At 72.4% G+C, this 23,362-nt stretch carries 23 protein-coding genes and 1 riboswitch; of the genes, 5 read left to right on the top strand and 18 right to left on the bottom strand.

Translation table 11 applies throughout. The annotated features are described in order from the left end of the window. Positions 1-14 precede the first annotated feature (14 nt). From ACIGA3_RS20470 to ACIGA3_RS20430, 9 genes are all read right to left on the bottom strand, one after another. Positions 15-1,133 carry a hemolysin family protein gene (locus ACIGA3_RS20470; RefSeq protein ID WP_399717447.1) on the bottom strand — a complete coding sequence of 373 codons (1,119 nt, stop codon included), beginning with the start codon at positions 1,131-1,133 and terminating at the stop codon, positions 15-17. After that, positions 1,130-2,464, bottom strand: coding sequence for a hemolysin family protein (locus ACIGA3_RS20465; RefSeq protein WP_399717445.1), 1,335 nt, complete (start codon positions 2,462-2,464; stop codon positions 1,130-1,132). The genes ACIGA3_RS20470 and ACIGA3_RS20465 overlap by 4 nt, the downstream gene beginning before the upstream one ends. 278 nt (positions 2,465-2,742) lie before the next feature. Further along, positions 2,743-3,213, bottom strand: a complete 471-nt coding sequence (locus ACIGA3_RS20460) for a PH domain-containing protein (protein ID WP_399717442.1) — start codon at positions 3,211-3,213, stop codon at positions 2,743-2,745. Positions 3,214-3,227: 14 nt separating this feature from the next. Continuing rightward, positions 3,228-4,076, bottom strand: a complete 849-nt coding sequence (gene hisG, locus ACIGA3_RS20455; protein WP_399717439.1) for an ATP phosphoribosyltransferase — start codon at positions 4,074-4,076, stop codon at positions 3,228-3,230. Between the two features lie 60 nt (positions 4,077-4,136). After that, positions 4,137-4,409, bottom strand: a complete 273-nt coding sequence (locus ACIGA3_RS20450) for a phosphoribosyl-ATP diphosphatase (RefSeq protein ID WP_006378313.1) — start codon at positions 4,407-4,409, stop codon at positions 4,137-4,139. A gap of 34 nt (positions 4,410-4,443) precedes the next feature. Beyond that, positions 4,444-4,929, bottom strand: coding sequence for a 6,7-dimethyl-8-ribityllumazine synthase (gene ribH / locus ACIGA3_RS20445; RefSeq protein WP_399717436.1), 486 nt, complete (start codon positions 4,927-4,929; stop codon positions 4,444-4,446). Positions 4,930-4,951: 22 nt separating this feature from the next. Beyond that, positions 4,952-6,286 (bottom strand): bifunctional 3,4-dihydroxy-2-butanone-4-phosphate synthase/GTP cyclohydrolase II, encoded by a 1,335-nt coding sequence (locus tag ACIGA3_RS20440; protein WP_399717434.1) that lies wholly within the window; start codon positions 6,284-6,286, stop codon positions 4,952-4,954. After that, positions 6,283-6,924 (bottom strand): nicotinamide riboside transporter PnuC, encoded by a 642-nt coding sequence (locus ACIGA3_RS20435; RefSeq protein WP_399717432.1) that lies wholly within the window; start codon positions 6,922-6,924, stop codon positions 6,283-6,285. The genes ACIGA3_RS20440 and ACIGA3_RS20435 overlap by 4 nt, the downstream gene beginning before the upstream one ends. Beyond that, entirely contained in the window at positions 6,921-7,526 is a 606-nt protein-coding gene (locus tag ACIGA3_RS20430; RefSeq protein ID WP_399717429.1) for a riboflavin synthase, read from the bottom strand. The genes ACIGA3_RS20435 and ACIGA3_RS20430 overlap by 4 nt, the downstream gene beginning before the upstream one ends. Positions 7,527-7,684: 158 nt before the next feature. Continuing rightward, positions 7,685-7,815, bottom strand: a riboswitch (FMN riboswitch). Positions 7,816-8,157: 342 nt separating this feature from the next. On the opposite strand from ACIGA3_RS20430, the gene ACIGA3_RS20425 reads away from it, so the two are divergent. Beyond that, entirely contained in the window at positions 8,158-8,898 is a 741-nt protein-coding gene (locus tag ACIGA3_RS20425; RefSeq protein ID WP_399717426.1) for an SDR family oxidoreductase, read from the top strand. Between the two features lie 88 nt (positions 8,899-8,986). Here ACIGA3_RS20425 and ACIGA3_RS20420 read toward each other — a convergent pair whose 3' ends face one another. Continuing rightward, on the bottom strand, positions 8,987-10,174 hold the full coding sequence (locus tag ACIGA3_RS20420) for an ROK family transcriptional regulator (protein ID WP_399717423.1): 1,188 nt from the start codon (positions 10,172-10,174) through the stop codon (positions 8,987-8,989). Positions 10,175-10,295: 121 nt separating this feature from the next. Here ACIGA3_RS20420 and ACIGA3_RS20415 point away from each other — a divergent pair, with 121 nt between their 5' ends. Next, a complete protein-coding gene (locus ACIGA3_RS20415; protein ID WP_399717420.1) occupies positions 10,296-11,507 on the top strand; it encodes an MFS transporter in 1,212 nt (403 codons plus the stop codon). Here ACIGA3_RS20415 and ACIGA3_RS20410 read toward each other — a convergent pair. Next, a complete protein-coding gene (locus ACIGA3_RS20410) occupies positions 11,467-11,925 on the bottom strand; it encodes an acyl-CoA thioesterase (RefSeq protein WP_399717418.1) in 459 nt (152 codons plus the stop codon). The genes ACIGA3_RS20415 and ACIGA3_RS20410 overlap by 41 nt on opposite strands. 232 nt (positions 11,926-12,157) lie before the next feature. Between ACIGA3_RS20410 and ACIGA3_RS20405 the strand changes: the two genes are divergently transcribed. The 3 genes from ACIGA3_RS20405 to ACIGA3_RS20395 all read left to right on the top strand — a co-directional run bounded on the left by ACIGA3_RS20405 (position 12,158) and on the right by ACIGA3_RS20395 (position 15,367). Continuing rightward, a complete protein-coding gene (locus tag ACIGA3_RS20405) occupies positions 12,158-13,564 on the top strand; it encodes a uracil-xanthine permease family protein (RefSeq protein WP_399717415.1) in 1,407 nt (468 codons plus the stop codon). 91 nt (positions 13,565-13,655) lie between these two features. Then, positions 13,656-14,342 (top strand): DUF5995 family protein, encoded by a 687-nt coding sequence (locus ACIGA3_RS20400; RefSeq protein ID WP_399717412.1) that lies wholly within the window; start codon positions 13,656-13,658, stop codon positions 14,340-14,342. Positions 14,343-14,434: 92 nt separating this feature from the next. Beyond that, a complete protein-coding gene (locus ACIGA3_RS20395; RefSeq protein ID WP_399717409.1) occupies positions 14,435-15,367 on the top strand; it encodes an LLM class F420-dependent oxidoreductase in 933 nt (310 codons plus the stop codon). A 38-nt stretch (positions 15,368-15,405) separates the two neighbouring features. Here ACIGA3_RS20395 and ACIGA3_RS20390 read toward each other — a convergent pair whose 3' ends face one another. From ACIGA3_RS20390 to ACIGA3_RS20360, 7 genes are all read right to left on the bottom strand, one after another. After that, on the bottom strand, positions 15,406-17,103 hold the full coding sequence (locus tag ACIGA3_RS20390) for a flavin monoamine oxidase family protein (RefSeq protein ID WP_399717407.1): 1,698 nt from the start codon (positions 17,101-17,103) through the stop codon (positions 15,406-15,408). 68 nt (positions 17,104-17,171) lie between these two features. After that, positions 17,172-17,972: a carbon-nitrogen hydrolase family protein gene (locus tag ACIGA3_RS20385; RefSeq protein WP_399717404.1), complete on the bottom strand. Its 801-nt coding sequence runs from the start codon at positions 17,970-17,972 to the stop codon at positions 17,172-17,174. A 182-nt stretch (positions 17,973-18,154) separates the two neighbouring features. Next, positions 18,155-18,532, bottom strand: coding sequence for a DUF742 domain-containing protein (locus tag ACIGA3_RS20380; protein WP_399717401.1), 378 nt, complete (start codon positions 18,530-18,532; stop codon positions 18,155-18,157). A gap of 6 nt (positions 18,533-18,538) precedes the next feature. After that, positions 18,539-18,976: a roadblock/LC7 domain-containing protein gene (locus ACIGA3_RS20375; protein WP_393915410.1), complete on the bottom strand. Its 438-nt coding sequence runs from the start codon at positions 18,974-18,976 to the stop codon at positions 18,539-18,541. Next, positions 18,966-21,212 carry a nitrate- and nitrite sensing domain-containing protein gene (locus ACIGA3_RS20370; RefSeq protein WP_399717398.1) on the bottom strand — a complete coding sequence of 749 codons (2,247 nt, stop codon included), beginning with the start codon at positions 21,210-21,212 and terminating at the stop codon, positions 18,966-18,968. The genes ACIGA3_RS20375 and ACIGA3_RS20370 overlap by 11 nt, the downstream gene beginning before the upstream one ends. 98 nt (positions 21,213-21,310) lie before the next feature. Continuing rightward, on the bottom strand, positions 21,311-21,763 hold the full coding sequence (locus ACIGA3_RS20365) for an Lrp/AsnC family transcriptional regulator (RefSeq protein ID WP_030810550.1): 453 nt from the start codon (positions 21,761-21,763) through the stop codon (positions 21,311-21,313). A gap of 106 nt (positions 21,764-21,869) precedes the next feature. Next, entirely contained in the window at positions 21,870-23,312 is a 1,443-nt protein-coding gene (locus ACIGA3_RS20360; protein ID WP_399717394.1) for a GuaB1 family IMP dehydrogenase-related protein, read from the bottom strand. Between the last annotated feature and the right edge of the window lie 50 nt (positions 23,313-23,362).

Here is a 23,362-nt window from a genome sequence, read left to right as displayed (position 1 = left end):
GCGGCTGGTGCGGCCTAGGTGGCCAGTGCCTGTTCCGGTTCGCCGCTCTGGCGTGGCCGGGCGGGGGCCGGGCGCAGGGGCACCGGTTCCGTCTTCGGCGCGGGCTCCGGGGTGTCCGGGTGGGCCGGGTCGTGGACCTCGCCCACCAGCAGCTCCAGGGCGTCCTCCAGCGCGACCAGGCCGAGTACCCGGCCGGAGGCGTCCGCCACCTGGGCCAGATGCGTGGCGGCCCGGCGCATGACGGTCAGCGCGTCGTCCAGCGGGAGTTCCGCGCGGAGCGTGGCCATCGGACGCCAGACGTGCTGCGGCACGGCCCGGGTGGAGTCCTCCAGGTCGAGGACGTCCTTCACATGCACGTACCCCATGAAGGCGCCCGTGCCGGCGGCCACCGGGAAGCGGGAGTAGCCGGTGCGCGCCGTCAGCTCGACGATCTCCCCCGGTGTCACCGACGGGGGCACCGTCACCAGGGACTCGCGCTTGAGGAGGACGTCGGTGACCGGGCGGGAGCCCAGCTCCAGCGCGTCCTCCAGCCGCTCCCGCGCCTCCGGGTCGAGCAGGCCGGCCTGGCCCGAGTCCTCCAGCAGGCGGTTGAGCTGCTCGCTGGTGACGACGGCCTCGACCTCGTCCTTGGGCTCGACGTGGAAGAGCCGCAGGATGCCCCGCGCACAGGCGCCGAGCGCCACGGTGACCGGCCTGCAGATCCGGGCGAAGTACACCAGGCCGGGGCCGAGCCACAGCGCGGCCTTCTCCGGCGCGGCCATGGCCAGGTTCTTCGGCACCATCTCGCCGATGACCAGGTGGAAGAAGACCACCGCGGCCAGCGCGATCACATAGCCCAGCGGGTGGATCACACCCTCGGGGAGGTGGACCGCCTCGAACACCGGCTCCAGCAGCTGGGCCACGGTCGGCTCGGCCACCGCGCCCAGGGTCAGTGAGCAGACGGTGATGCCGAACTGGGCGGCCGCCATCATCTGCGGCAGCCGCTCCAGACCGTGCAGCACCTGGCGGGCGCGCGCGGTGCCGAGCGGCTCGATCTGGCTGCGGCGGACGGAGACGAGCGCGAACTCGGCGCCGACGAAGAATCCGTTGGCGAGGACGAGCAGCGCGGCGAAGAGGAGTTGGACGACGCTCATCGGGCGGCCTCCGTCGGCTGGGCGATGGGTGCCGTCCGGACCAGGCGGACCCGCTCGGCGCGGTAGTGGCGGACCTGGCGCACGGACAGCCGCCAGCCGGGCAGTTCGGCCCGGTCGCCGGGGGCCGGGATGCGGCCGAGCAGGTCGGCCACGAGTCCGGCGACGGTCTCGTAGGGCCCCTCGGGGGCGTCGAGACCTATGCGGGTGAGGACGTCGACGCGGCAGCCGCCGTCCACGTCCCAGGCGGGCCGGCCGTCCTCGGGCGGGGCGGGGGCGAGTTCGGGCACGTCCTGGCGGTCGTGCTCGTCGCGGACCTCGCCGACCAGTTCCTCGACGATGTCCTCCAGCGTGACCACGCCCGCGGTGCCGCCGTACTCGTCGACGACGACCGCGATGGGCTGCTCGCTGCGCAGCCGGGTCAGCAGGGGGCGCACCGGCAGGGTCTCGGGGACCAGCAGCGCCTTGCCGGCGATCCGGGCGACCGGCGTACGCAGGCGCTCGTGCGCCGGGACCGCCAGCGCGTCCTTGAGGTGGACCATGCCGACGATCTCGTCGATCTTCTCCCGGTAGACGGGGAAGCGGGACAGGCCGGTGGCACGGGTGAGGTTGACGACGTCCTCGGCGGTGGCCGAGTCCTGGAGCGCGCTGACCTTCACGCGCGGGGTCATGACGTGCTGGGCGGTCAGGTCGCCGAGGGACAGGGTGCGGACGAACAGGTCGGCCGTGTCCTGCTCCAGCGCTCCGGCCTGGGCGGAGTGCCGGGCCAGGGAGACCAGCTCGCCGGGGGTACGGGCCGAGGCCAGTTCGTCGGCCGGCTCGACACCGAGGGCGCGCACCAGCCGGTTGGCGACCGTGTTGAGCACGGCGATCACCGGCCGGAACAGCCGCGAGAACAGGTGCTGCGGGCCCGCGACGAACCGTGCGACCTGGAGCGGCTTGGACACCGCCCAGTTCTTGGGGACCAGCTCACCGACCACCATCTGGATCGCGGAGGCCAGCAGCATGCCGACGACCACGGCGACACCGGAGACGGCGCCCTCGGGCACACCGAGCGCCCTGAAGGGCCCGCTGAGCAGGTCGGCCAGGGCCGGTTCGGCGAGCATGCCGACGACGAGCGAGGTGATGGTGATGCCGAGCTGGGTGCCGGAGAGCTGGAAGGAGAGTTCCTTCAGCGACTCCACGACCGTACGGGCGCGTGTGTCGCCCTCGGCCGCGGCCTGCTCGGCGTCCTGGCGCTCGACGGTGACGAGGCCGAACTCGGCGGCCACGAAGAAGCCGTTGGCGAGGATCAGCAGGAAGGCCGCTCCTAGGAGCAGCAGGGGGGTGCTCATGATGCCGCCGCCTCCGCGTGCACGCGGACCGGGTCCGCGGTATGTCGGCAGGGGGCGGCGCAGGTACTACAGGACGATCCGTCCATCGCCGGAGAGGGTCACTCCTCGGATAGCAGGGAAAACCTCCGCGCGCCGGGCGTGGCACGACGGAGGCGGAGGCGCCATGGAAACGCCTCCGCCAACAGATTAGTCAAGACCGGGGCAGGTGCGGCAAGGGTGGCCGCCCCTGAATGGCCCCTGATGCGGGACCCCGAGGGGCCCCTGAGCCCGCCCGGGACTCAAGCGCGGGGCAGCTCCGGATCGCGCGGCGCCTGCTGCTCCACCAGTGTGCGCAGGGTCCGCGCGTCGGCGATGGCGCGCTGCTTGGCGACGCCGGGCTGGATGCCGAGCGCGGCCAGGCTGGTGCCGTCGCTGAGGTCGAGGAACACCCAGGGGTCACCCGGACGCAGGTTGACCTGGACGATCTCGGCCCAGGCCAGGCGCCGGCTGCCCGCGATGTTGACGACGGTGACGCCGGACTGCTCGGCGACGACCTTCACACGGGCCAGCCGGGCCAGCACCCAGGCCATGAGGGCCCCGGTGAGGATGAAGGTGAGCCGCTCCCCCGGGCCGAGGTCCAGCAGCAGGGCGATGACGGCGACGACCACGAAGATCGCCACACCGGCGGTGAGCAGGATCACCCGGGTGTGTCCCGGCCGGAAGGTGACCGGCAGGGCGGGCTGGGCGGGTGGCTGGGGAAGCTCGGACATCTGGTTCGGGTTCCTCAGAGACGGCAGGCGTGGATGGCCGTGGTCAGGATGGCCCGGGCGCCGATGGCGTACAGGTCGTCCATGATCCGCTGGGCCTCCTTGGCGGGGACCATGGCGCGGACGGCGACCCAGCCCTCGTTGTGCAGCGGGGAGACGGTCGGGGACTCCAGGCCGGGCGTGAGCGCGACGGCCTTCTCCAGCTGCTCGACCCGGCAGTCGTAGTCCATCATCACGTAGGTCCGCGCGACCAGGACGCCCTGGAGGCGGCGCAGGAACTGCTGGACCTTCGGCTCCTCGGCTTCCGCGCCGGTACGGCGGATGACGATGGCCTCGGACTTCATGATGGGCTCGCCGAAGACCTCGAGGCCGGCGTTGCGCAGTGAGGTGCCGGTCTCCACCACGTCCGCGATGATCTCCGCCACGCCCAGCTCGATCGCGGTCTCCACCGCGCCGTCGAGGTGCACCACGGAGGCGTCGATGGCGTTGTCGGCGAGGTGGCGGCCGACGATGCCCTCGTAGGAGGTGGCGACCGTGCGGCCCTTGAGGTCGGCCGTGCCGGCGAACGTGCCGGGCCGGGCGGCGAAGTGGAAGGTGGAGCGGGCGAAGCCGAGCGGGAGGATCTCCTCGGCGCCGGCGCCGGAGTCGATCAGCAGGTCGCGGCCGGTGATGCCGATGTCGAGCTGCCCGGAGGAGACGTAGATGGCGATGTCCCGGGGGCGGAGGTAGAAGAACTCGACCTCGTTCACCGGGTCCACGGTCCGCAGTTCCTTGGACTCCCGGCGCTGCCGGTAGCCGGCCTCATGCAGCATGTCCCCCGCAGGTCCGGACAGGGAACCCTTGTTGGGGACGGCGATGCGCAGCATGAGGACGGCTTCCTTCGAGTGACGGGGTGGTGCGGTGGGTGAGGCGTGTGGGGCGACGGATCACAGGTGGGCGTAGACGTCGTCCAGCGAGATACCGCGGGCGACCATCATCACCTGGACGTGGTAGAGCAGCTGCGAGATCTCCTCGGCGGCCGCTTCCTTGCCCTCGTACTCGGCGGCCATCCAGACCTCCGCGGCCTCTTCGACGACCTTCTTGCCGATGGCATGGACGCCCTTGCCGACCAGTTCGGCGGTGCGGGAGGTGGCGGGGTCGCCGGTGGCTGCCTTGTGCTGGAGCTCGGTGAAGAGCTCCTCGAACGTCTTATTGGACATGGTGGTCCTCACCCTACGCGGTCCGGGCGGTGTCTCAGTGCCAGGGTTCGGACACCGAGCGCAGGGTGGCCGCAGTGGCCACCGCCGCGGTGACGGCCTCGTGGCCCTTGTCCTCGCTGGAGCCCTCGATGCCGGCCCGGTCCAGGGCCTGCTCCTCGGTGTCGCAGGTGAGGACGCCGAAGCCGACGGGGACGCCGGTCTCCACCGAGACCTGGGTGAGGCCCTGGGCGACCCCCTGGCACACGTAGTCGAAGTGGGGGGTGCCGCCGCGGATGACGACACCGAGGGCGACGACGGCGTCGTAGCCGCGGCCCGCCAGGACCTTGGCGGCGACGGGGAGTTCGAAGCTGCCGGGGACCCTGATCAGGGTCGGCTCGTCGATGCCGAGGTCGTGCAGGGCGCGCAGGGCGCCGTTCACCAGGCCGTCCATCACCTTGTCGTGCCACTGCGCCGCGATGACGGCGACCCTGAGGTCGCTCACATTGCGTACGGACAGTTCCGGTGCACCCTTGCCGCTCACGTTGCTCCTTCGTGCTGTTCGCTTACTGGTTGCCGCAGGTGGACACGGTGGGGGTGTCCAGCCAGGGCAGGTCATGGCCCATCCGGTCGCGCTTGGTGCGCAGGTACCGGACGTTGTGCTCGTCGGCGTGGACCGGCATCGGCTCGCGGCCGGTGACCTGGATGCCGTGCCGGGTGAGCGCGTCGGTCTTGTCGGGGTTGTTGGTCATCAGGCGGACGTCGCGCACGCCGAGGTCGGCGAGGATCTGGGCGCCGGCCGCGTAGTCGCGGGCGTCGGCGGGCAGGCCGAGTTCCAGGTTGGCGTCGAGGGTGTCCCGGCCGCGCTCCTGGAGTTCGTAGGCGCGCAGCTTGGACAGCAGGCCGATGCCGCGCCCCTCGTGGCCGCGCAGGTAGACGACGACGCCCCGGCCCTCGGCGTGGATGCGGGCGAGGGCGGCCTCGAGCTGGGGGCCGCAGTCGCAGCGCAGGGAGGCGAAGACGTCTCCGGTGAGGCATTCGGAGTGGACGCGGGCGAGCACGCCGGTGCCGTCGCCGAGGTCGCCGTGGACGAGGGCGACGTGTTCGACGCCGTCGGGGGCCCGGTAGCCGTAGGCGGTGAAGGTGCCGTGGCGGGTGGGCAGGCTGGTCTCGGCCTCGCGGCGCACGGTGGGCGCGGCCACGAGGGGCGCGGTCACGGCCTGCTCGTGCTCGACGGCGGGCGCGGGGACGCGCAGGTGGGTGACGAGGTCGGCGATGGAGATGATCGTCAGGCCGTGCTTGCGGGCGAAGGGGATCAGCTCGGGCAGGCGCAGCATGCGGCCGTCCTCGCCGGCGATCTCCACGATGGCTCCGGCGGGGCGGAGCCCGGCGAGGCGGGCGAGGTCGACGGCGGCCTCGGTGTGTCCGTCGCGGACGAGGACGCCGCCTTCCCTGGCGCGCAGCGGGAAGATGTGGCCGGGGCGGACCAGGTCGGTGGGCTTCGCGGTGCCGCTCGCCAGCAGCTTCAGGGTGGTGGCGCGGTCGGCGGCGGAGATGCCGGTGGTGACGCCGTGCAGGGGCGAGGCGTCCACGGAGACGGTGAAGGCGGTCTTCATCGACTCGGTGTTGTCCTCGACCATCTGCGGCAGCCGCAGCCGGTCGAGTTCGGCGCCCTCCATGGGGGCGCAGATCAGGCCCCGGCACTCGCTCATCATGAAGGCGACGATCTCGGGGGTGACCTTCTCGGCGGCGATGACGAGGTCGCCCTCGTTCTCGCGGTCCTCGTCGTCCACGACCACGACGGGGCGGCCCGCGGCGATGTCGGCGATCGCCTGCTCGACGGGGTCGAGGCGGAAGTCTTCGATGCTGTCGCCGGGGTGCAGCGGGGGTGCCGAGGTCATGCGGGCGTTCCTTCCAGGACGGGCCGCGTGTCCTTGCGGGAGCGCAGCCACCAGTCGCGCATGCCCCACAGGACGAGCGCGCCGTAGATCACGTAGACGAAGCCGGAGAAGGCGTAGCCGGCTGTGAAGTTGAGCGGGACGCCGACGAGGTCGACCAGCAGCCAGGCGATCCAGAACTCGACCATGCCCTTGGCCTGGGCGTACATGGCGACGATGGTGCCGACGAAGATGTAGGCGTCCGGCCAGGGGTCCCAGGACAGGGACGGGTACGCGGTGAAGAGCAGGGCGACGGCGACGGTGCCGGCGGCGGCCGCGGCGGCCATGATGGCGCGTTCGCGCCAGGTGGCGAAGCGGGGGGCGATGTGGCCGTCGGCGGCCTTGCCGCGGTTGCGGCTCCACTGCCAGAAGCCGTAGACGGCGACGGCCATGACGACGACCTGCTTGCCCGCGCTGCCGGCGAGGTGGCCGTAGAACGCGGCGAAGAGGATCAGGCCGGAGACGAGCTGGACCGGCCAGGTCCACAGCGAGCGGCGCCAGCCGAGCGCGAGGGCGGCCAGGCCGAAGAGGTTGCCGATCATGTCCGACCAGAGGATGTGCTGGCCGAGCAGGGTGAACGCCTCGGTGTTGAGCGAGTTCACGCGCCTGCCTCCTGTCCGGCCGCGAGCAGCCGCTCGACGTACTTGGCGATGACGTCGACCTCGAGGTTGACCGGGTCGCCGGGCTGCTTGTGGCCGAGCGTGGTCAGGGCGAGGGTGGTGGGGATGAGGCTGACGGTGAGGAAGTCGGGGCCCGCTTCGACCACGGTGAGGCTGATGCCGTCGATGGTGATGGAGCCCTTCTCCACGACGTAGCGGGAGAGGGCGGCGGGCAGCGAGATCTTCACGATCTCCCAGTGCTCGGACGGGGTACGGGCCAGCACCTCGCCGGTGCCGTCGACATGGCCCTGCACGATGTGGCCGCCGAGGCGGGCGCCGACGGCGGTGGGGCGCTCCAGGTTGACGCGGGAGCCGACGGCGAGCGCGCCGAGGCTGGAGCGCTTCAGGGTCTCGGCCATCACGTCGGCGGTGAACTCGTCGCCCTCGTGGTCGACCACGGTGAGACAGACGCCGTTGACGGCGATGGAGTCTCCGTGCCGGGCGCCTTCGGTGACGACGGGGCCACGGAGCCGGAAACGGGAGGCGTCGCCGAGGTTCTCGACGGCGGTGACCTCGCCCAGCTCTTCCACGATTCCGGTGAACACTTCCCCGGTCCTCCTGCCTCTTCGGGCACGGACTCCGGGGGCCGGTCGATGACGACGGCATGGACGGGTGGAACGCACCGGTTCACGACGCCGAGACGGACCCGTCCGGATACGGACGAGACCGGAAATACGGCGGCGCGCATGGTGATGCTCGCCCGCCGCGCACTGCCTCCCATCCGGACTTTAACCGTCGGTCCAGGAATTTCACCTGGTCAACCGGCCGCTGGAAGCGACCGGGTCGCGGACTGTAACCGCCGGTTCGGACTTTCACCGACCCCGGAGTGCGCTGCTTCTGGTACACGGCAAGTCTGCCACGCCCGCCCGTCGGCCATACAGGTGACCGGTGTGTGCTGCCTCACAGCCAAGCCGTCCGAGTGAACGCCCGAGCCAACACCCCCGCATCACAAGGCAATTGAGCTTGGTCCGGACCTATTGACCGGAGTGGTCTAGTCCTTTTATGGTGCGACCGGACCCGGCGGCGGTGACGAAGGCCCTTGCCCGCCGCCGGGTCACCCCAGCACCCCGGTGGCCGCCACGGCCGGGGCATGTCACATTTCCCGGGGGTGGCGCCGTCACAAGGTCAGGGGCGTGCCGACCGGGGCGCCCGAGACCTTCAGGGAAGGCGAACGGCATGACCACGATCCTGGTGACGGGTGGCACGGGCACGCTCGGACGGCTGGTGGCCGAGAAGCTGCGGGCGGACGGCCACGAGGTGCGGGTGCTCAGCCGGCACAGCGAGCCGTACGCGGTCGATCTGCGCGCGGGCGGACCCGCGCTGGACGCGGCGCTGGCGGGCGTGGAGCGCGTGGTGCACTGCGCCAGCTCGCCGGGCGGCGGCGACGAGAAGGCCGCCGAGCGGCTCACCCGGGCCGCGCGGCGGGCCGGGGTGGCGCATCTGGTGTACATCTCCATCGTCGGCGTGGACCGGGTGCCGCTGCCCTACTACCGCGCCAAGCTCGCGGTGGAGCGGCGGATCGAGGAGTCGGGGCTCGGCTGGACCGTGCTGCGTACGACCCAGTTCCACGACCTGATGGTCACCTTCCTGGGCAAGCTGACCGCGCCCCCGCTGGCCCTGCTCCCGGCCGGGCTGGCGGACCAACCGGTGGAAGTGGCCGAAGTGGCCGACCGGCTGGCCGAGTTGGCGCTCGCCGCGCCCGCGGGACGCGTGCCCGACATCGGCGGTCCCGAGGTCCGTTCGGTGCCTTCCCTGGCCCGCGCCTACCTGCACGCCACCGGCAGGCGACGCCGCCTGCTGGAGGTCCCGCTGGCCGGGCGGACGTACGGGGCGTTCCGCGCCGGCGGGCATCTGGCACCGGAACAGGCGGTGGGGAAGGGGACGTTCGAGGAGTACCTGGCCCGCCGGTTCGGCTGAGGTTGCCGGTCGCCGGAAACAGGCACGTCCACCACCACTTCAACGACATCGACGGCGTGAGCGCCCTACGGGACCGCGGCTGAGCCTCCTACGGCGCGAACAGCTCGTCCTGTGCCCGGTCGCGGGCCGTCAGCAGGGCGCCCCGCAGCACCGCCGCACCCCCGAGGGCGCCGGGGCGCACCTCGGTGACCAGCGGGGACATCCGCCCCAGCCGGGCGCCGACCCGCGCCGCGAGCGCCTCTCCCCCGGCCTGGCCGACCTCGCCCCCGAGCACCACGCAGCCGGGGTCGAGGATCGCGGTCACGGCGGCGGCGCCGATGGCGAGGCGGTCGGCGAGGGCGTCGAGGAAGCGGGCGGCGGGCGCGGCACCGTCGGCGACCGCCTCCGCGACCAGCCGAGCGGCGCCCGGCCCGTCCAGCGGACCCTTGACCGGCAGCCCGTGTTCACGGGCGAGGGCGCCGATCGCGGCGGCGCCCGTCAGGGCGTGGAAGCCGCCGTCGCAGTCGGTGGCGGAGGGCAGCGAGCCGGTGCCGGGGACGGGCAGGAAGCCGATCTCGCCCGCGCCGCCGGAGGCGCCCCGGCGGAGGTGGTCGTCGAGGACGACGGCGGCGCCGACACCGTGCCCGAGCCAGAGGAGGACGAAGGTGTCCCGGTCGCGGGCGGCGCCCTCGCGCTGCTCGGCGAGGGCCGCGAGGTTGGTCTCGTTCTCCACGGTGACCCGTGCCTCGGGCAGCCGCCGCTGGAGCGCGGCGACCAGGCTGCGGTGCCAGGCGGGCAGCCCGCTGGAGTCACGCAGGTCTCCGGTGGCGGGGTCGACCAGTCCGGGCGCGCCGATGCCGACGGTGTGCAGCCCGGTCCAGACGTCCGGGCCCGCCTTCCGCGCCGCCTCCTCCACTGCGGCGACCGCCTGCTCGACAGCCGGCCCGGTGCCGCTTTCGGCGTCGATGGGCACCGCCACCTCCGCGAGCACCCGCCCGACGAGGTCGGAGACGAGCACGAGGACTCCCCCGGTGCGTACGTCGAGGGCGGCGAGATGGGCGCGGTCGGCGGCGATGCCGTACAGCCGGGCGTTGGGGCCACGGCGCTGTTCGCCGGACTCCCCCACCACCCGGATCAGGCCGGAGACGGTGAGGCGTTCGACGAGGTCGCTCACGGTCGGCCGGGACAGGCCGGTGAGCTGTTTGAGCTGTCCCGCCGTCAGCGGGCCCTCGTGCTGCAACAGCCGCAGGGCGAGCCGGTCGTTGATGGCCCGTGCGGTGCTCGGTGATGCGGGCATGACGGGAATCCTCCCAGAGGCGGGCTGCCGTAGGCACTCTATCTATCAGGCAGGGTCCCTGATAGTTTGCGCGGGTGCCGAGGACGGTACAGCGGGCGACTCCCTGGGGAGGGACGTGAACATGGGTGACGTGAGCCGGCCGGCCGGGGAGGTCAGGCGTGCCCGGTACGCCGTGGCCGCCGTGTTCGCCGTGCACGGTGCCGTGACGGGTTCCTTCGCCACCCGGGTGCCCTGGATTCAGGACCACGCCGGACTGAGCACGGGACAGCTCGGCTTCGCCCTGGCCTTCACCGCGCTCGGCGCCTCCTGCGCGATGCCGCTGGCGGGACGGATCAGTCACCGCTTCGGCAGCCGTACCGCCCTGCGCGGGCTGCTCGCGCTGTGGACGCTCTCCCTGGTGCTGCCCTCGCTGGCGCCGAACCTGATCACGCTCTGCCTGGGGATGTTCGCCTTCGGCGCCGCCTCCGGCATGGCGGACGTGGTGATGAACGCGCTCGGGGTGGAGATCGAGCGGCTGCTCGGCAAGTCGATCATGTCGGGGCTGCACGGCATGTGGAGCACGGGCGCGCTGACCGGCTCGGCGGCGGGCACGCTCGCCGCCCACCTGGGCTCGGACGCACGGCTGCACCATGTGCTGGCCGCCGCCGTGCTCACCGTGCTGGGCCTGCTGGCCTGTGCCTGGGTGCTGGACGTGCAGCCCGCCGAGGACGAGGAGCCGCCGCCGAGGTTCGCGCTGCCGCCCCGCTCGGCCCTGCTGATCGGCGCGGTCGGCTTCTGCGCGGTGTTCGCGGAAGGAGCCAGCCTGGACTGGTCGGCGGTGTTCCTGCGGGACCGGCTGGACGGCTCGCCGGGCCTGGCGGCCGCCACGACGACCGGGTTCATGCTGACCATGGCCGTCGCCCGGATCGCCGGGGACGCGGTGGTGAACCGCTTCGGCGCGGTACGGACCGTCCGGGCGGGCGGCCTGCTGGCCGGGCTGGGCGGGCTGCTGGTGGTCCTCGCGGACCGGCCGCCGCTGGCCATGACCGGCTTCGCGCTGATGGGCCTCGGCATCGCGGTGGTCGTCCCGCTGTGCTTCGCGGCCGCCGGGCACGCGGGCCCCAACCCGAGCCAGGCCATCGCGGGCGTGGCCACCATCACCTACACCTCGGGGCTGATCGCGCCGAGCCTGATCGGCGGGGTGGCCCAGATGACCAGCCTGACCGTGTCGTTCATCGTGGTGACCGTGCTGGCCTGCGCGCTGGCCGCGTTCGCGGGCGTGCTGCGCACCGCCGAGCGCGGCGGCACCGAGGTCAGTCCGAAGGCCGCAGCAGTTCCCGGCCCACCGTCCTGAACCCCTCGCTCCAGGGCGCGGGCCGCAGCGTGGCCGCGTCCAGCCGGACCAGGACGCGGGTGCCGCGCGCGTAGGTCGTGGCGCCGTCGGCCGAGCAGAGGCGGAAGCCGTAGGTGAGGCCGGTGGTGCCGAGCCGCTCCAGCCAGAGGTGGACGGCGTAGGTGCCGGGGCGGGTGACGGGTGTCTCGTAGCCGATGACGAGTTCGCGGACCGCGTTGCAGGCGTCGCCGGCCGCCGCCCAGTCACCGTCGAAGCGGACCCCGTGGCCGTTCCACAGCTCGGTCCAGGCACGCTCGACCAGCAGCGGACAGCGGGCGTTGTGCAGGAGTCCGAGCGCGTCCAGATCGTCGAAGTGCACGGCGACGGGGACCAGTTGCCCGTAGGGGACGGCGGGGACGGTCGGGGCTTCGGCGGTCACGGGCGGGACTCCCGGGCGTGGCGGGTGGGGCGGCGCGCGCCCCCGGACACCTACATACTAAGCGCCCGCTCAGGACCCCTGGCGGGGAACTCCCCTGGTCAGACCGGGTCGTCGGCGGGCGCTCCGGACGCGCGTTCCCGGCGCGCGAAGGGGACCGCGGGCGCGAAGCGCACCTTCGTACCCCTGACAATGGTGCAGACCGTCTTCAGTACAGAGAAAGCGAAACCCCACCATGGACCTCGGCGTGCGCTGGAAGCTGCACGGTGACGGGAAATCACCCGCACCCGGAGCGGTGGTACGCCCCGACGAACGGCTGACCTGGCCGCGCACGATGGGACTGGGCGCCCAGCACGTCGTGGCGATGTTCGGAGCCTCCTTCGTCGCCCCCGTGCTCATGGGCCTGGACCCCAACCTGGCGATCATGATGTCGGGTGTGGCGACGGTGATCTTCCTGCTCGCCACGCGGGGCCGGATTCCCAGCTACCTGGGCTGCTCCCTGTCCTTCGTGGGCGTCGCCGCCGTGATCCGCGCGGACGGCGGCAGCAGCGCGACCGTGACCGGCGCGATCCTCGTCGTCGGCGTGGCGCTGTTCCTGGTGGGTCTCGCGGTACAGCGGTTCGGCGCGCGGATCATCCACGCCGCGATGCCGCCCATCGTCACGGGCGCCGTGGTCATGCTGATCGGCTTCAACCTGGCCCCGGTGACCGCCACGACGTACTGGCCGCAGGACCAGTGGACGGCGCTGCTGGTGATGCTGTTCACCGGTCTGGCCGTCGTCTGCCTGCGGGGTTTCTGGTCGCGCATCGCGATCTTCCTGGGCCTGGTCTTCGGCTACCTCATCTCCTGGATCTTCGACCTGACCCTCGGCAAGATCCACTCGGCGGACGCGAGCGGCAAGGTCACCGACCACTGGCGTCTGGACCTCTCCGGCGTCTCCAACGCGGACTGGATCGGGCTGCCCACCTTCCACGGGCCGTCCTTCCAGTGGTCCGCGATCCTGGTCGCGCTGCCCGTCGTGATCGCCCTGGTCGCGGAGAACGCGGGCCACGTCAAGGCGGTCGGCGAGATGACCGGCGACTCCCTGGACGACAAGCTCGGCACCGCGATCTCGGCGGACGGCGTCGCCTCCGTGCTGTCCACCGCGGTGGGCGGCCCGCCGAACACCACCTACTCCGAGAACATCGGCGTGATGGCCGCGACCCGCGTCTACTCCACGGCCGCCTACTGGGCCGCCGCGTGCTTCGCCCTGCTCTTCGGTGTCTGCCCCAAGTTCGGCGCGGTGGTGGCCGCGATCCCCGGCGGTGTCCTCGGCGGCATCACCGTCATCCTGTACGGCATGATCGGCCTGCTCGGCGCGCAGATCTGGCTGCACGGCAAGGTGGACCTGCGCAATCCGCTGAACCTGGTCCCGGCGGCCGCGGGCATCATCATCGGCGTCGGCAACGTCACCATGAAGTTCACCGACACCTTCTCCCTGAGCGGCATCGCGCTCGGCACCCTGGTGGTCATCACCGGCTACCACGCCCTGCGCGCCTTCGCCCCGGCACACCTGAAGACACAGCAGCCGCTGCTGGACGAGGGCACGTCGTCGTACGACGAGTCGGCCGAGGGCCCCTCCGACGGGTCCGGCAAGCCGTAACGGCAGCCGTACCGGCCCGGCGTTCGCTCGTTTTGGCGAAGCACCGGGCCGGTGGGCCCACCGCCCGGTGCGCGGCTGCCACCCTTCCCCCATGGCGCTGCCGCGATACACCACCACCCCCGTCGACGCCGTCCTGTCCCGGATGCGCGCGCTCGGCACGGAGCTGCCCGAGCGGGACGGGGTCGCCGTGTTCAACCGGGTCTACCTCGCCGTCACCGAGGAGGTGGACCGGCGGCTGGACGCCGGGGAGTTCCCGGACCCGTGCGCGGCGGCCGCGCTGGACGTGCGGTTCGCGGAACGGTACCTGGCGGCCGTGGACGCGGTCACCGAGGACCGCCGTCCGCCCGCCTGCTGGCGCCCGCTGTTCCAGCTCCGCCGCCATCCCGGCGTACGGCCCCTGCAGTTCGCACTGGCCGGCATCAACGCGCACATCGGGCACGACCTGGCGCTCGCCGTGGTCGACACCTGCCGGGCGCTGGGGTGCGCTCCGGCCGAGCTGGAGGACGAGTTCGACCGGGTCGGCGAACTGCTGGTCGCGCTGGAGGAGCGCATCCGCGAGGATCTGATGCCGGGTCCCGACCTGCTCCAGATCGCCGACCCGATCACCCATCTGCTGGGCGCGTGGAGCCTGGAGCGGGCCCGCGACGCCACCTGGTCGGCGGCCCGTGTGCTGTGGGCGCTGCGCCGCTGCGGCGACGTGGCCGAGGAGTTCACCGCCCGGCTGGACGCGGCGGTCGGCTTCGCGGGCCGGATGCTGCTGACGCCGCTCGGCGACTGAGGTGGCTTGAAGTCACCCCAACGGGTGACTTTCGGAACAGCCGGGCGAGGGCCGCGCGTTGAAGGGACATCCCGACGCGAAGGAGCACCGGTATGACGACCAGGCTCGGCCTCGGCCTTCCCCAGATGCGCCAGTACGACATCGGCAGGGACGTGCCCGACGTGGCGCGCGCCGCCGAGGAGATCGGTTACGACAGCCTGTGGGTCTTCGAGCGGGCCCTGGTCCCGGAGCCCGCCACCCAGGGGCTGTACGGCATACCGGGTCTGCCCTGGCCGGAGGGGTACCGGGGCGTCGCCGACCCGCTGGTCACCCTCACCCTGGCCGCCACCGCGACCTCGCGGTCCGAGCTGGGCTCCAGCGTGCTGGTCGCCCCGCTGCACCTGCCGTTCCAGCTCGCCAAGTCCCTGGCCACGCTGGACGTGGTGAGCGGCGGCCGGGTCATCGCGGGCTTCGGCACGGGCTGGTCCCTGGACGAGTACGCGGCCTCGGGGGTGCTCCCCTTCGAGGAGCGCGGCACGGCGCTGGACGAGGTGATCGCGGTGTGCCGGGCGGTGTGGGGTCCCGATCCGGTCGTCCATCACGGGAAGACCACCGACATCGCCTCCGCGATCGTCGGCCCGAAGCCGGTGCGGCCGGTCCCGGTCCTGCTGGCCGCGGGGAACCGGCGGGCGATGCGGCGGCTGGTGGACCAGGCCGACGGCTGGCTGCCGGGCGCGTACGGTCCGGAGCAGCTCGCCGCCCAGTGGCGCGACCTGCGGGAGCTGGCCGAGGAGCGCGGCCGCGCGGAGCCGGTCCGCACGGTCATCAGGGTGAACGCGCGGGTGGCCCCCAAGCCGTACACCGGCGCGGACCGCCCGCTGTTCGAGGGGGACACCGACCAGATCGTGGCCGACATCGCGGCGCACACCGGCATCGTCCCGGACGCGGAGATACTCCTCGACGTCCAGAGCGACGCGCGGGACGCGGCGGAGCTGAAGGACACCGCGGCCGAGGTCTACGAGAAGGCGAGGGCGGCCGGGGTCTGAAGTCCCGGCCGCCCCCGCTCCCGCTCAGTCCTCGGACATCAGTCCTCGGGCAGCTCGACGGGCGCGATCTCGTCGTAGAGGTCGCCGGGGCCGGGGTTGGTCGGGTCGGTCTCGCCGCCGAAGTGGCGCATGACGCCCCAGACCGCGTTCAGCGCGGTCTGGACCGCGCCCTCGGCCCAGCCGGCCGTCCAGGAGATGTCGTCCCCGGCGAGGAAGACGCCCCGCTTGTCCTCGGGCAGCCGGTCCTGCATGAAGTGCGTGAACAGGCGGCGCTGGTAGCGGTAGTGGCCGGGCAGGTTGGCCTTGAACGCGCCCATGAAGTAGGGCTCGTTCTCCCAGGAGACGGTCACCGGGTTGCCGATGATGTGCTTCCTGATGTCGACCTTCGGGTAGATCTCGCCGAGCGACTTCAGCATGACCTCCATCCGCTCGTGTCCGGACAGCGGCAGCCACTTCAGGCTGTCGTCGCACCAGGTGTAGGAGAGGCAGATGACGGCCGGCTTGTCCGGGCCCTCGTCCAGCAGGTAGGTGCCGCGCGTCATCCGGTCGGTGAGCGTCATCGACATGACGTCCCGGCCGGTTTCCTCGTCCTTGTCCAGCCAGAAAGGCCGGTCGACCGGCACGAAGAGCTTGCTGGACTCCATGTAGTGGGTGCGCTCGATCGCGGTCCAGTGGTCGATCGGGAAGAGCGAGTCGTCGCAGGCGATCTTGGAGAGCAGCATCCAGGACTGGGCGGTGAAGATCGCCGCCCGGTAGGTGCGGATGTCGCCGTTGGCGTCGGTGACGGTGATCCGGTTGCCGGAGGTGCGGTTCAGCCGGGTCACGGCCGGGCGGGGCTCGCCGCCCACGTGCAGCGAGGCCAGCGAGGTGCCGTAGGGCCAGTGGACGATCTTCTCCGGCTCGCGCTCCCACATCCGCAGCGGGAGCTGCTGGGAGCCGCCGACGATGCCCCGGTGGTGGTCGTCGGCCTCGGTGTAGACGACGCGCAGGATCTCCAGGATGGAGTTGGGGAAGTCGGTGTCCCAGCCGCCGGTGCCGAAGCCGACCTGGCCGAAGATCTCGCGGTGCCGGAAGGACTTGAACGACTCGGAGTCGCAGAGGAAGCCGTAGAAGGTCTGGTTGTCGAGCTTCTCGACCAGGTTCGCCCAGATCTCGCGGATGCGCGGCACGTCACGCTCGCGCATGGCCCGGTTCATGTCCGAGAAGTCGGCGCCCTCCTCCAGGCACTTGTTCCACGCGGCGGCGACATCCCGGTAGACCTGCGGCAGATCGGCGACGGTCTCCGCGTAGTGCGACTCGCCCTTGAGGTCCACGACGGTCGACGGGGTGCCCTCGGCCAGCGGGTTGGGGAAGGGAGTGGTGTGCAGGCCGACGAGGTCGATGTAGTGCTGGAGGGCCGTGGAGGACGGCGGGAAGCGCATCGCGCCCATCTCGGCGGTCAGCGACTCGTCGCAGCCCTCGAACCCGACCGTGCGCAGCCGTCCGCCGAGCTGGTCGGCCTCGTAGACGACGGGCTTGAGGCCCATCTTCATCAGCTCGTACGCGGCGACGATGCCGGACAGGCCGCCGCCGATGACGGCGACCTCGGTGCCGTGCTCGGTGGCCGGTATCTGGCCGAGGCCCGCCGGGTGGGCGAGGAAGTCGTCGTAGGCGTAGGGGAAGTCCGGGCCGAACATGGTGATCGGCGGCTGCTGCTCGGCGGCGTGCTCGACGGCGTTGGGCACCGTGGACGTCATGGGGTACGGACTCCTTGCGCGGAAGTACTGCGAGGAACTGCGAAGAACTGAAGAGGGGGGCGGGAGGTTCAGGCGGTGCGGGTGAGGGACCCGTACAGGCCGGGGCGGCGGTCGTTCAGGTACGGGTTGGCCTCACGGGAGGCGGCCAGGAAGGCCGGGTCGGCGTCGGCGAACACCAGCTGGGCCGAGGAGCGCCCGGCGCGGACCCGGGCGACACCGTCGGGGCCGGCCAGCGTGGACAGCCCGACGAACTCGAACTCCCCTTCACGGCCGACCCGGTTGACGTAGGCCACGTACATCTGGTTCTCGAAGGCGCGCACCGGGATCATCGACTCCGGCACGAACTGGTACGGGTGCATCTGCGCGGTCGGCACGATCAGCAGGTCGGTGCCGGCCAGCGCGTGGGCGCGTACGTTCTCCGGGAACTCGACGTCGTAGCAGATCATCAGGCCCACGGTCAGGCCGTTCAGCTCGGTCTGGACGACCGGCTGCTCGCCCGGGGTGAAGTGGTCGCGCTCGAAGCAGCCGAAGAGGTGGGTCTTGCGGTAGTTGGCGAGACGGGCGCCCTCGGCGGAGATGAGCTGGGCGGAGTTGTACACGGTGTCGCCGTCGCGCTCGGGGTAGCCGTAGGCGATGGCGAGGCCGTGCCGGGCGGCGATGTCGGCGACGGCGTCGGCCGAGTCGCCGTCGGCGGGCTCGGCGAGGTGCGGGATGTCGCCGCCGATGGCGTACCCGGTCAGGAACATCTCCGGTGCGGCCAGCAGCCCGGCGCCCGCCTCGGCGGCGCGGCCCGCGGCCTCGTCGAGGACCTTGAGGTTCTCGACGACGGAGCCGGGGTGGCCGGAGCTCTGGAGCAGGGCGGTGCGCATGGGTGATCCTCACCGGAAAAATGGGGGTTCGGGTGGCATCGAGAAGCCAGTAAGACGGTACGGTCGGCGCGCTCACCCGGACAAGAAGCACCTGTTGCGCGCCGGTGGGCGGTTCATTGCGTCGACGCGGCCGGAAGCGGCGATTCATTGCGCCTGCCCTGGATGCACGCGCGTAGAAACAACTACAGCTCGCGCAGTCGGCGCACGATCTCCCGCAGCAGTTCGGGGTCGGCGGCGTCGTGGACCGGGAGGCGGCGGGGCGCGTCGATGCGGATCAGGCCCTGTTCGGCGAGGTCACCGAGGAGCACGCGGACGACGGTGAGGGGCAGGTCGGCGTCGGCCGCCAGCTCGACCACCGGGCGCGGACCCCGCCGGACATGGCCGAGCAGCGCCGCGCGGGCGTGGTCGACGCCGGGGCCGTCCGGGCCGGGCTCCAGTGCCGTGACCCGTGACATCAGGTCGATGGCGTGCCGGTCCGAGGGCCGGGTGCGGCCTCGGGTCACGGTGTAGGGGCGGACCATCGCCCCGGTGTCCTCCTCGTACCAGAACTCCTCGTCCACCGCCGGTCACGGCGCCGAGCGGGCCGCGGCGTCCAGATGGCGGCCGAGGCGGCGGACGAGGAGGGCCATCTCGTGGGCGAGCTGCCCCACGTCGGTGCGGGCCTCGCACAGCACGGCGAGCCGGCTGCCGTGTCCGGCGGGCGTGATGAAGAGGTAGGCGTCCTCCAGCATGACCATGGTCTGCCGGACCTCGCCGGAGGCGAACCGCTCCCCCGCCGAGTCGGCGAGCCCCTGGAGGCCCGAGCAGACGGCGGACAGGTGCTCGATGTCGCGGCGGCGCATGCCGTCGGAGCTGCTGAGCGGCAGCCCGTCGGCGGTGAGGAGCACGGCCTGGCGGACGTGTTCGGTGCGCGACACGAGATCGTCGAGCAGCCAGCCCAGGTCGGTGCCGGGCGCGCCCTGGGGCACGGCCGGGTTCTCCGGGTTCAGATCGTCACCGTACATCGTCGGTGTCCGTCCCTTCGTCGGCGTTGACGTCGGCGGGATTGCGGGCGCCGGCGTCGGCGGGCAGGCCGTTGCGGCCGTCGTGCAGGCCCCGCTGGAAGGCGGCGAACAGCGCCCGCATCTCCTCGGGGTCGGCCGCGCCGAGCGGGGCGTCGTCGGTGGGCGGCGGGTCGGTGCGGAGTTCCGGTGCGAGCGACGCCTGCCGGGTGCGGGTGGGCAGCGCGGCGGTGCCGGGGGTGCCGGACACCGGTACCGGCGCGCGTACCGGTCTGCGGGGGCTCTGCGGTGCCGTCGCCGCCCGGCCCGAGGGCCGGGCCCCGGCGTGTTCGACGGCCGCCAGTACCCCTGCGGGGAGCCGCACCGTGGCGGTCGTGCCTCCGTAGGGGGATTCCCCGAGGCTCACCTCGATGCCGTGCCGGGCGGCGAGGCGGCCGACCACGTACAGGCCGAGCCGGTCGTGCCGGGTGGGGTCGAAGGCGTCCGGGTCGCGCAGGGTGCGCTGGGCCTCTTCGCGCTGTCCGGCGTCGAGACCGAGGCCCCGGTCGTCGACCCGCAGGACGAGCCGGCCGTCCTCGTGCTCGGTGCGCAGGGTGACCTCGGTGTGCGGGGGCGAGAACAGGGTGGCGTTCTCCAGCAGTTCGGCGAGCAGGTGCACCACGTCGGCGACGGCGTCGGCCGCGATCCCGGCCCCCGGCATCGGCGGCACGACCACGCGGGTGTACGCCTCGATCTCGCCGACCGCCGAGGCGACCACGTCCGCGACCGGTACGGGCCCGCGCCAGCGGCGGCCGGGTGCCGCGCCGGAGAGGATGATCAGGCTCTCCGCGTGGCGGCGCATCCGGGTGGTGAGGTGGTCGATCCGGAACAGCTCACGCAGCATGTCCGGGTCGTCGGTGCGGCGCTCCAGGGTGTCGACGAGTTTCAGCTGCCGGTGTACGAGCGCCTGGTTGCGGCGGGCGATGTTGAGCAGGACCGCGGACAGGCCCCGGCGCAGGGTGGCCTGATGGACGGCGGCCTCCACGGCGGCGAGCCGGGCGGTGTTGAAGGAGCGGCCGACCTGGCCGATCTCGTCGTCGCGCACCTCGTCGACGGTCAGCGGCGGGGCCTCAGCGGCCGCGTCGACCTGTTCACCGGCGCTCAGGCGCCGCATCACGTCCGGGAGTTGGCGGGTGCTGAGCAGGTCGGCGGCGTCGCGCAGGTTCTCCAGCCGGCGGGAGACGCGCCGGGCGCCGCGTACCGCGAGCCACAGGGAGAGCGACGCGGCGGCCAGTCCGACCGCCCCGACGACGGCGGCCTTGGTCAACTCCCGGTAGGCGAAGGCGCGTCCGCGTGCGGCGGAGTGCTCGGCGGCGCTGGAGCACAGCCGCATGTAGCTGTGCACGGCCCGGTCCGCGACCGACCGCCAGGTGTCCGCGGCGACGGCTTGGTCCGCGCCCCCGACCCCGGCGGTGAGCAGCGCGTCCTCGGCGCGTTCCAGCGCCCGGTGCAGGTCGCCGTCGCGGAACTTCTCGTACAGGGCGCGGGAGTCGGCGGGGAGGTCGGGTGCGTAGGTCCGCTCGAAGAGGCGGCGGTCCTCGATGGTGGCGGTCAGCAGGCCGTACTCGGCCGCGGTCAGGGTGCCGGCCGCCCGTGCCCCGGCGACCAGAGCGTCCTCCCTGGAGACGAACTCCCTTACCCGCACGAGCTCGATGACGGTCTGGGATTCGCGGGCGAGCTGTCCGGCCTGGAGGGCGGTGAGCGCGGACTGGACGGCGAAGCCCGGTTCGACCAGGGCGCTGTACCGGGTGACGGCCCGGTCCCAGCCGATCCGCCGGGACAGCACGTCGCGGCGCAGCGCCTCCAGCTTCGTGGTGGCCGTGACCATGGTGTCCAGGGCCCGGCGCTGGCGGGCGGTGAGCCGGTCCCGGTCGCCGCTCGCCATGGCCCGCCGCATGGCGGTGACCGCGCGGTCGGTGCGGCGCTGCTGGGCGAGGAGGGCGGCCGCCGGTGCGGTCGCGCGCGGGTCGCCGAGGTAGGCGGCGGACATCCGGCGCTCGATCTGGATCTGCCCGATCGCGGTGTCCACGGGGGTGCCGTAGTCCTCGTACACCCCCTGGAGCCGGATCAGGGCCCGTAACTCGCCGGTGACGGAGACCATGGCGAAGCTCCACAGCACGGTCAGGGCGAGGGCCGGAGCCAGGGCGAGGGCGATGATGCGGGCGCGGACGGTACGGGGACGGCAGACGGGCCAACGCATGGATCACCTGCCGGTTACCAGTCGGTAGAAAGTGCCGGACAACCTACGGGATCGCTCCGGGGAGCGCAATGGTTACCGTAGGTAGCCCGGCCCCGCGATCAGCCCGGCGCACCCGACGAGAAGCGCCGCAGCAGCGGCGAGAGCACCAGCACCGACTTGGTCCGCTCCACGAAGGGTTCCCCGGCGATGCGCTCCAGGACCCGCTCGAAGTGGCGCATGTCGGAGGCGAAGACCTGGGCGATGGCGTCCGCGTCCCCGGTGACGGTGGAGGCGGCCACGACCTCCTGGTAGCGCTCCAGACCGCGCAGGATGGTCTCCGGCGAGGTGTTGCTGCGGCAGTAGATCTCGATGTACCCCTCCGTCTCCCAGCCGAGGGCCGCCGGGTCCACGCGGACGGTGAATCCGGTGATGGCTCCGGTGGCCCGCAGCCGGTCCACGCGCCGCTTCACGGCGGGTGCGGACAGGCCGACCAGTTGCCCGATGTCCGCGTAGGAGCGGCGGGCGTCCTCGGCGAGGGCGTGCACGATGCGTTCGTCGAGATCGTTCAGCACAGGGGGTGGTTCACTTCTTCGGTTCGGTCACTTCTCCTACGAAGTAGAACACGAGCCCCACCCGTCCCCACACCTGGAGAGCTCCCAGGTCACCGCGTGTGCGGGGTCAGCTCCAGCTGGCGTGCAGGGGCATGCCCTCGGCGTACCCGGCCGCGCTCTGGATGCCGACGATGGCCTTGTCCGCGAACTCCTCCAGCGAGCCGGCGCCCGCGTAGGTGCAGGAGGAGCGGACGCCCGCGATGATCGAGTCGACCAGGTCCTCCACGCCCGGCCGGGCCGGGTCGAGGAACATGCGGGAGGTGGAGATGCCCTCCTCGAAGAGCCCCTTGCGGGCGCGGTCGTACGACGACTCCTCGGAGGTGCGGTTGCGCACCGCGCGCGCGGACGCCATGCCGAACGACTCCTTGTACAGGCGGCCGTTGGCGTCCTGCTGAAGGTCGCCGGGCGACTCGTAGGTGCCCGCGAACCAGGAGCCGACCATGACGTTGGAGGCACCGGCCGCGAGGGCCATGGCCACGTCGCGCGGGTGGCGGACGCCGCCGTCGGCCCACACGTGCTTGCCGTACTTCTTCGCCTCGGCCGCGCACTCCAGCACGGCGGAGAACTGCGGGCGGCCCACGCCGGTCATCATCCGGGTGGTGCACATCGCGCCCGGTCCGACACCGACCTTGATGATGTCGGCGCCCGCCTCGATCAGATCGCGGACGCCCTCGGCGGAGACGATGTTGCCCGCGACGATCGGCACCTGCGGGTCGAGGGCGCGCACGGTGCGGACCGCGTTGATCATCGACTCCTGGTGGCCGTGCGCGGTGTCGATGACGAGGGTGTCCACGCCCGCGTCGAGCAGCTGCTTGGCCTTGCCCGCCACGTCGCCGTTGATGCCCACGGCCGCCGCGATGCGCAGCTTGCCGTCGGCGTCCACCGCCGGGGTGTACAGGGTGGCGCGCAGGGCGCCCTTGCGGGTGAGGATGCCCGCGAGACGGCCCTCGGCGTCGACGGCCGGGGCGTAACGGCGGTTGGCCGCGTCCAGGGTGTTGAACGCCTCGCGCGGGTCGATGCCGGCGTCGAGCAGCAGCAGGTCGCGGGACATGACCACTTCGAGCTGGGTGAAGCGGTCGACCCCGCTGAGGTCCTGGTCGGTGACGACACCGACGGGGCGGTAGTCGGCGTCCACGACGACCCCGGCGTTGTGCGCCCGCTTGGGCAGCAGGGCCAGCGCGTCGGCGACGGTCTGGTGCGGGGACAGCACGATCGGGGTGTCCAGCACGAGGTGACGGCTCTTCACCCAGGCGACGACCTCGGCGACCACGTCGTCGGGAATGTCCTGCGGGATGACCACCAGGCCGCCGCGCCGGGCCATCGTCTCCGCCATCCGGCGCCCCGCGATGGCGGTCATGTTGGCGACGACCAGCGGAATGGTGGTGCCGGTGCCGTCGGGAGAGCCGAGGTCCACCGCCTGCCGCGAGCCGACCGCGGAACGGCTCGGCACCATGAAGACGTCGTCGTACGTCAGGTCGTAGGCGGGCTGGATGTCATTGAGGAAACGCACGTGCCGCACATCCCGGTCGATCAGAGGTGACCCCCTGACGGGTGCGCCAG

Origin of the sequence: Streptomyces sp. NPDC085596 (assembly GCF_044541565.1) — a bacterium.
In the GTDB taxonomy this organism is placed as follows: domain Bacteria; phylum Actinomycetota; class Actinomycetes; order Streptomycetales; family Streptomycetaceae; genus Streptomyces.
This window is presented reverse-complemented; position numbering and strand designations above follow the sequence as displayed.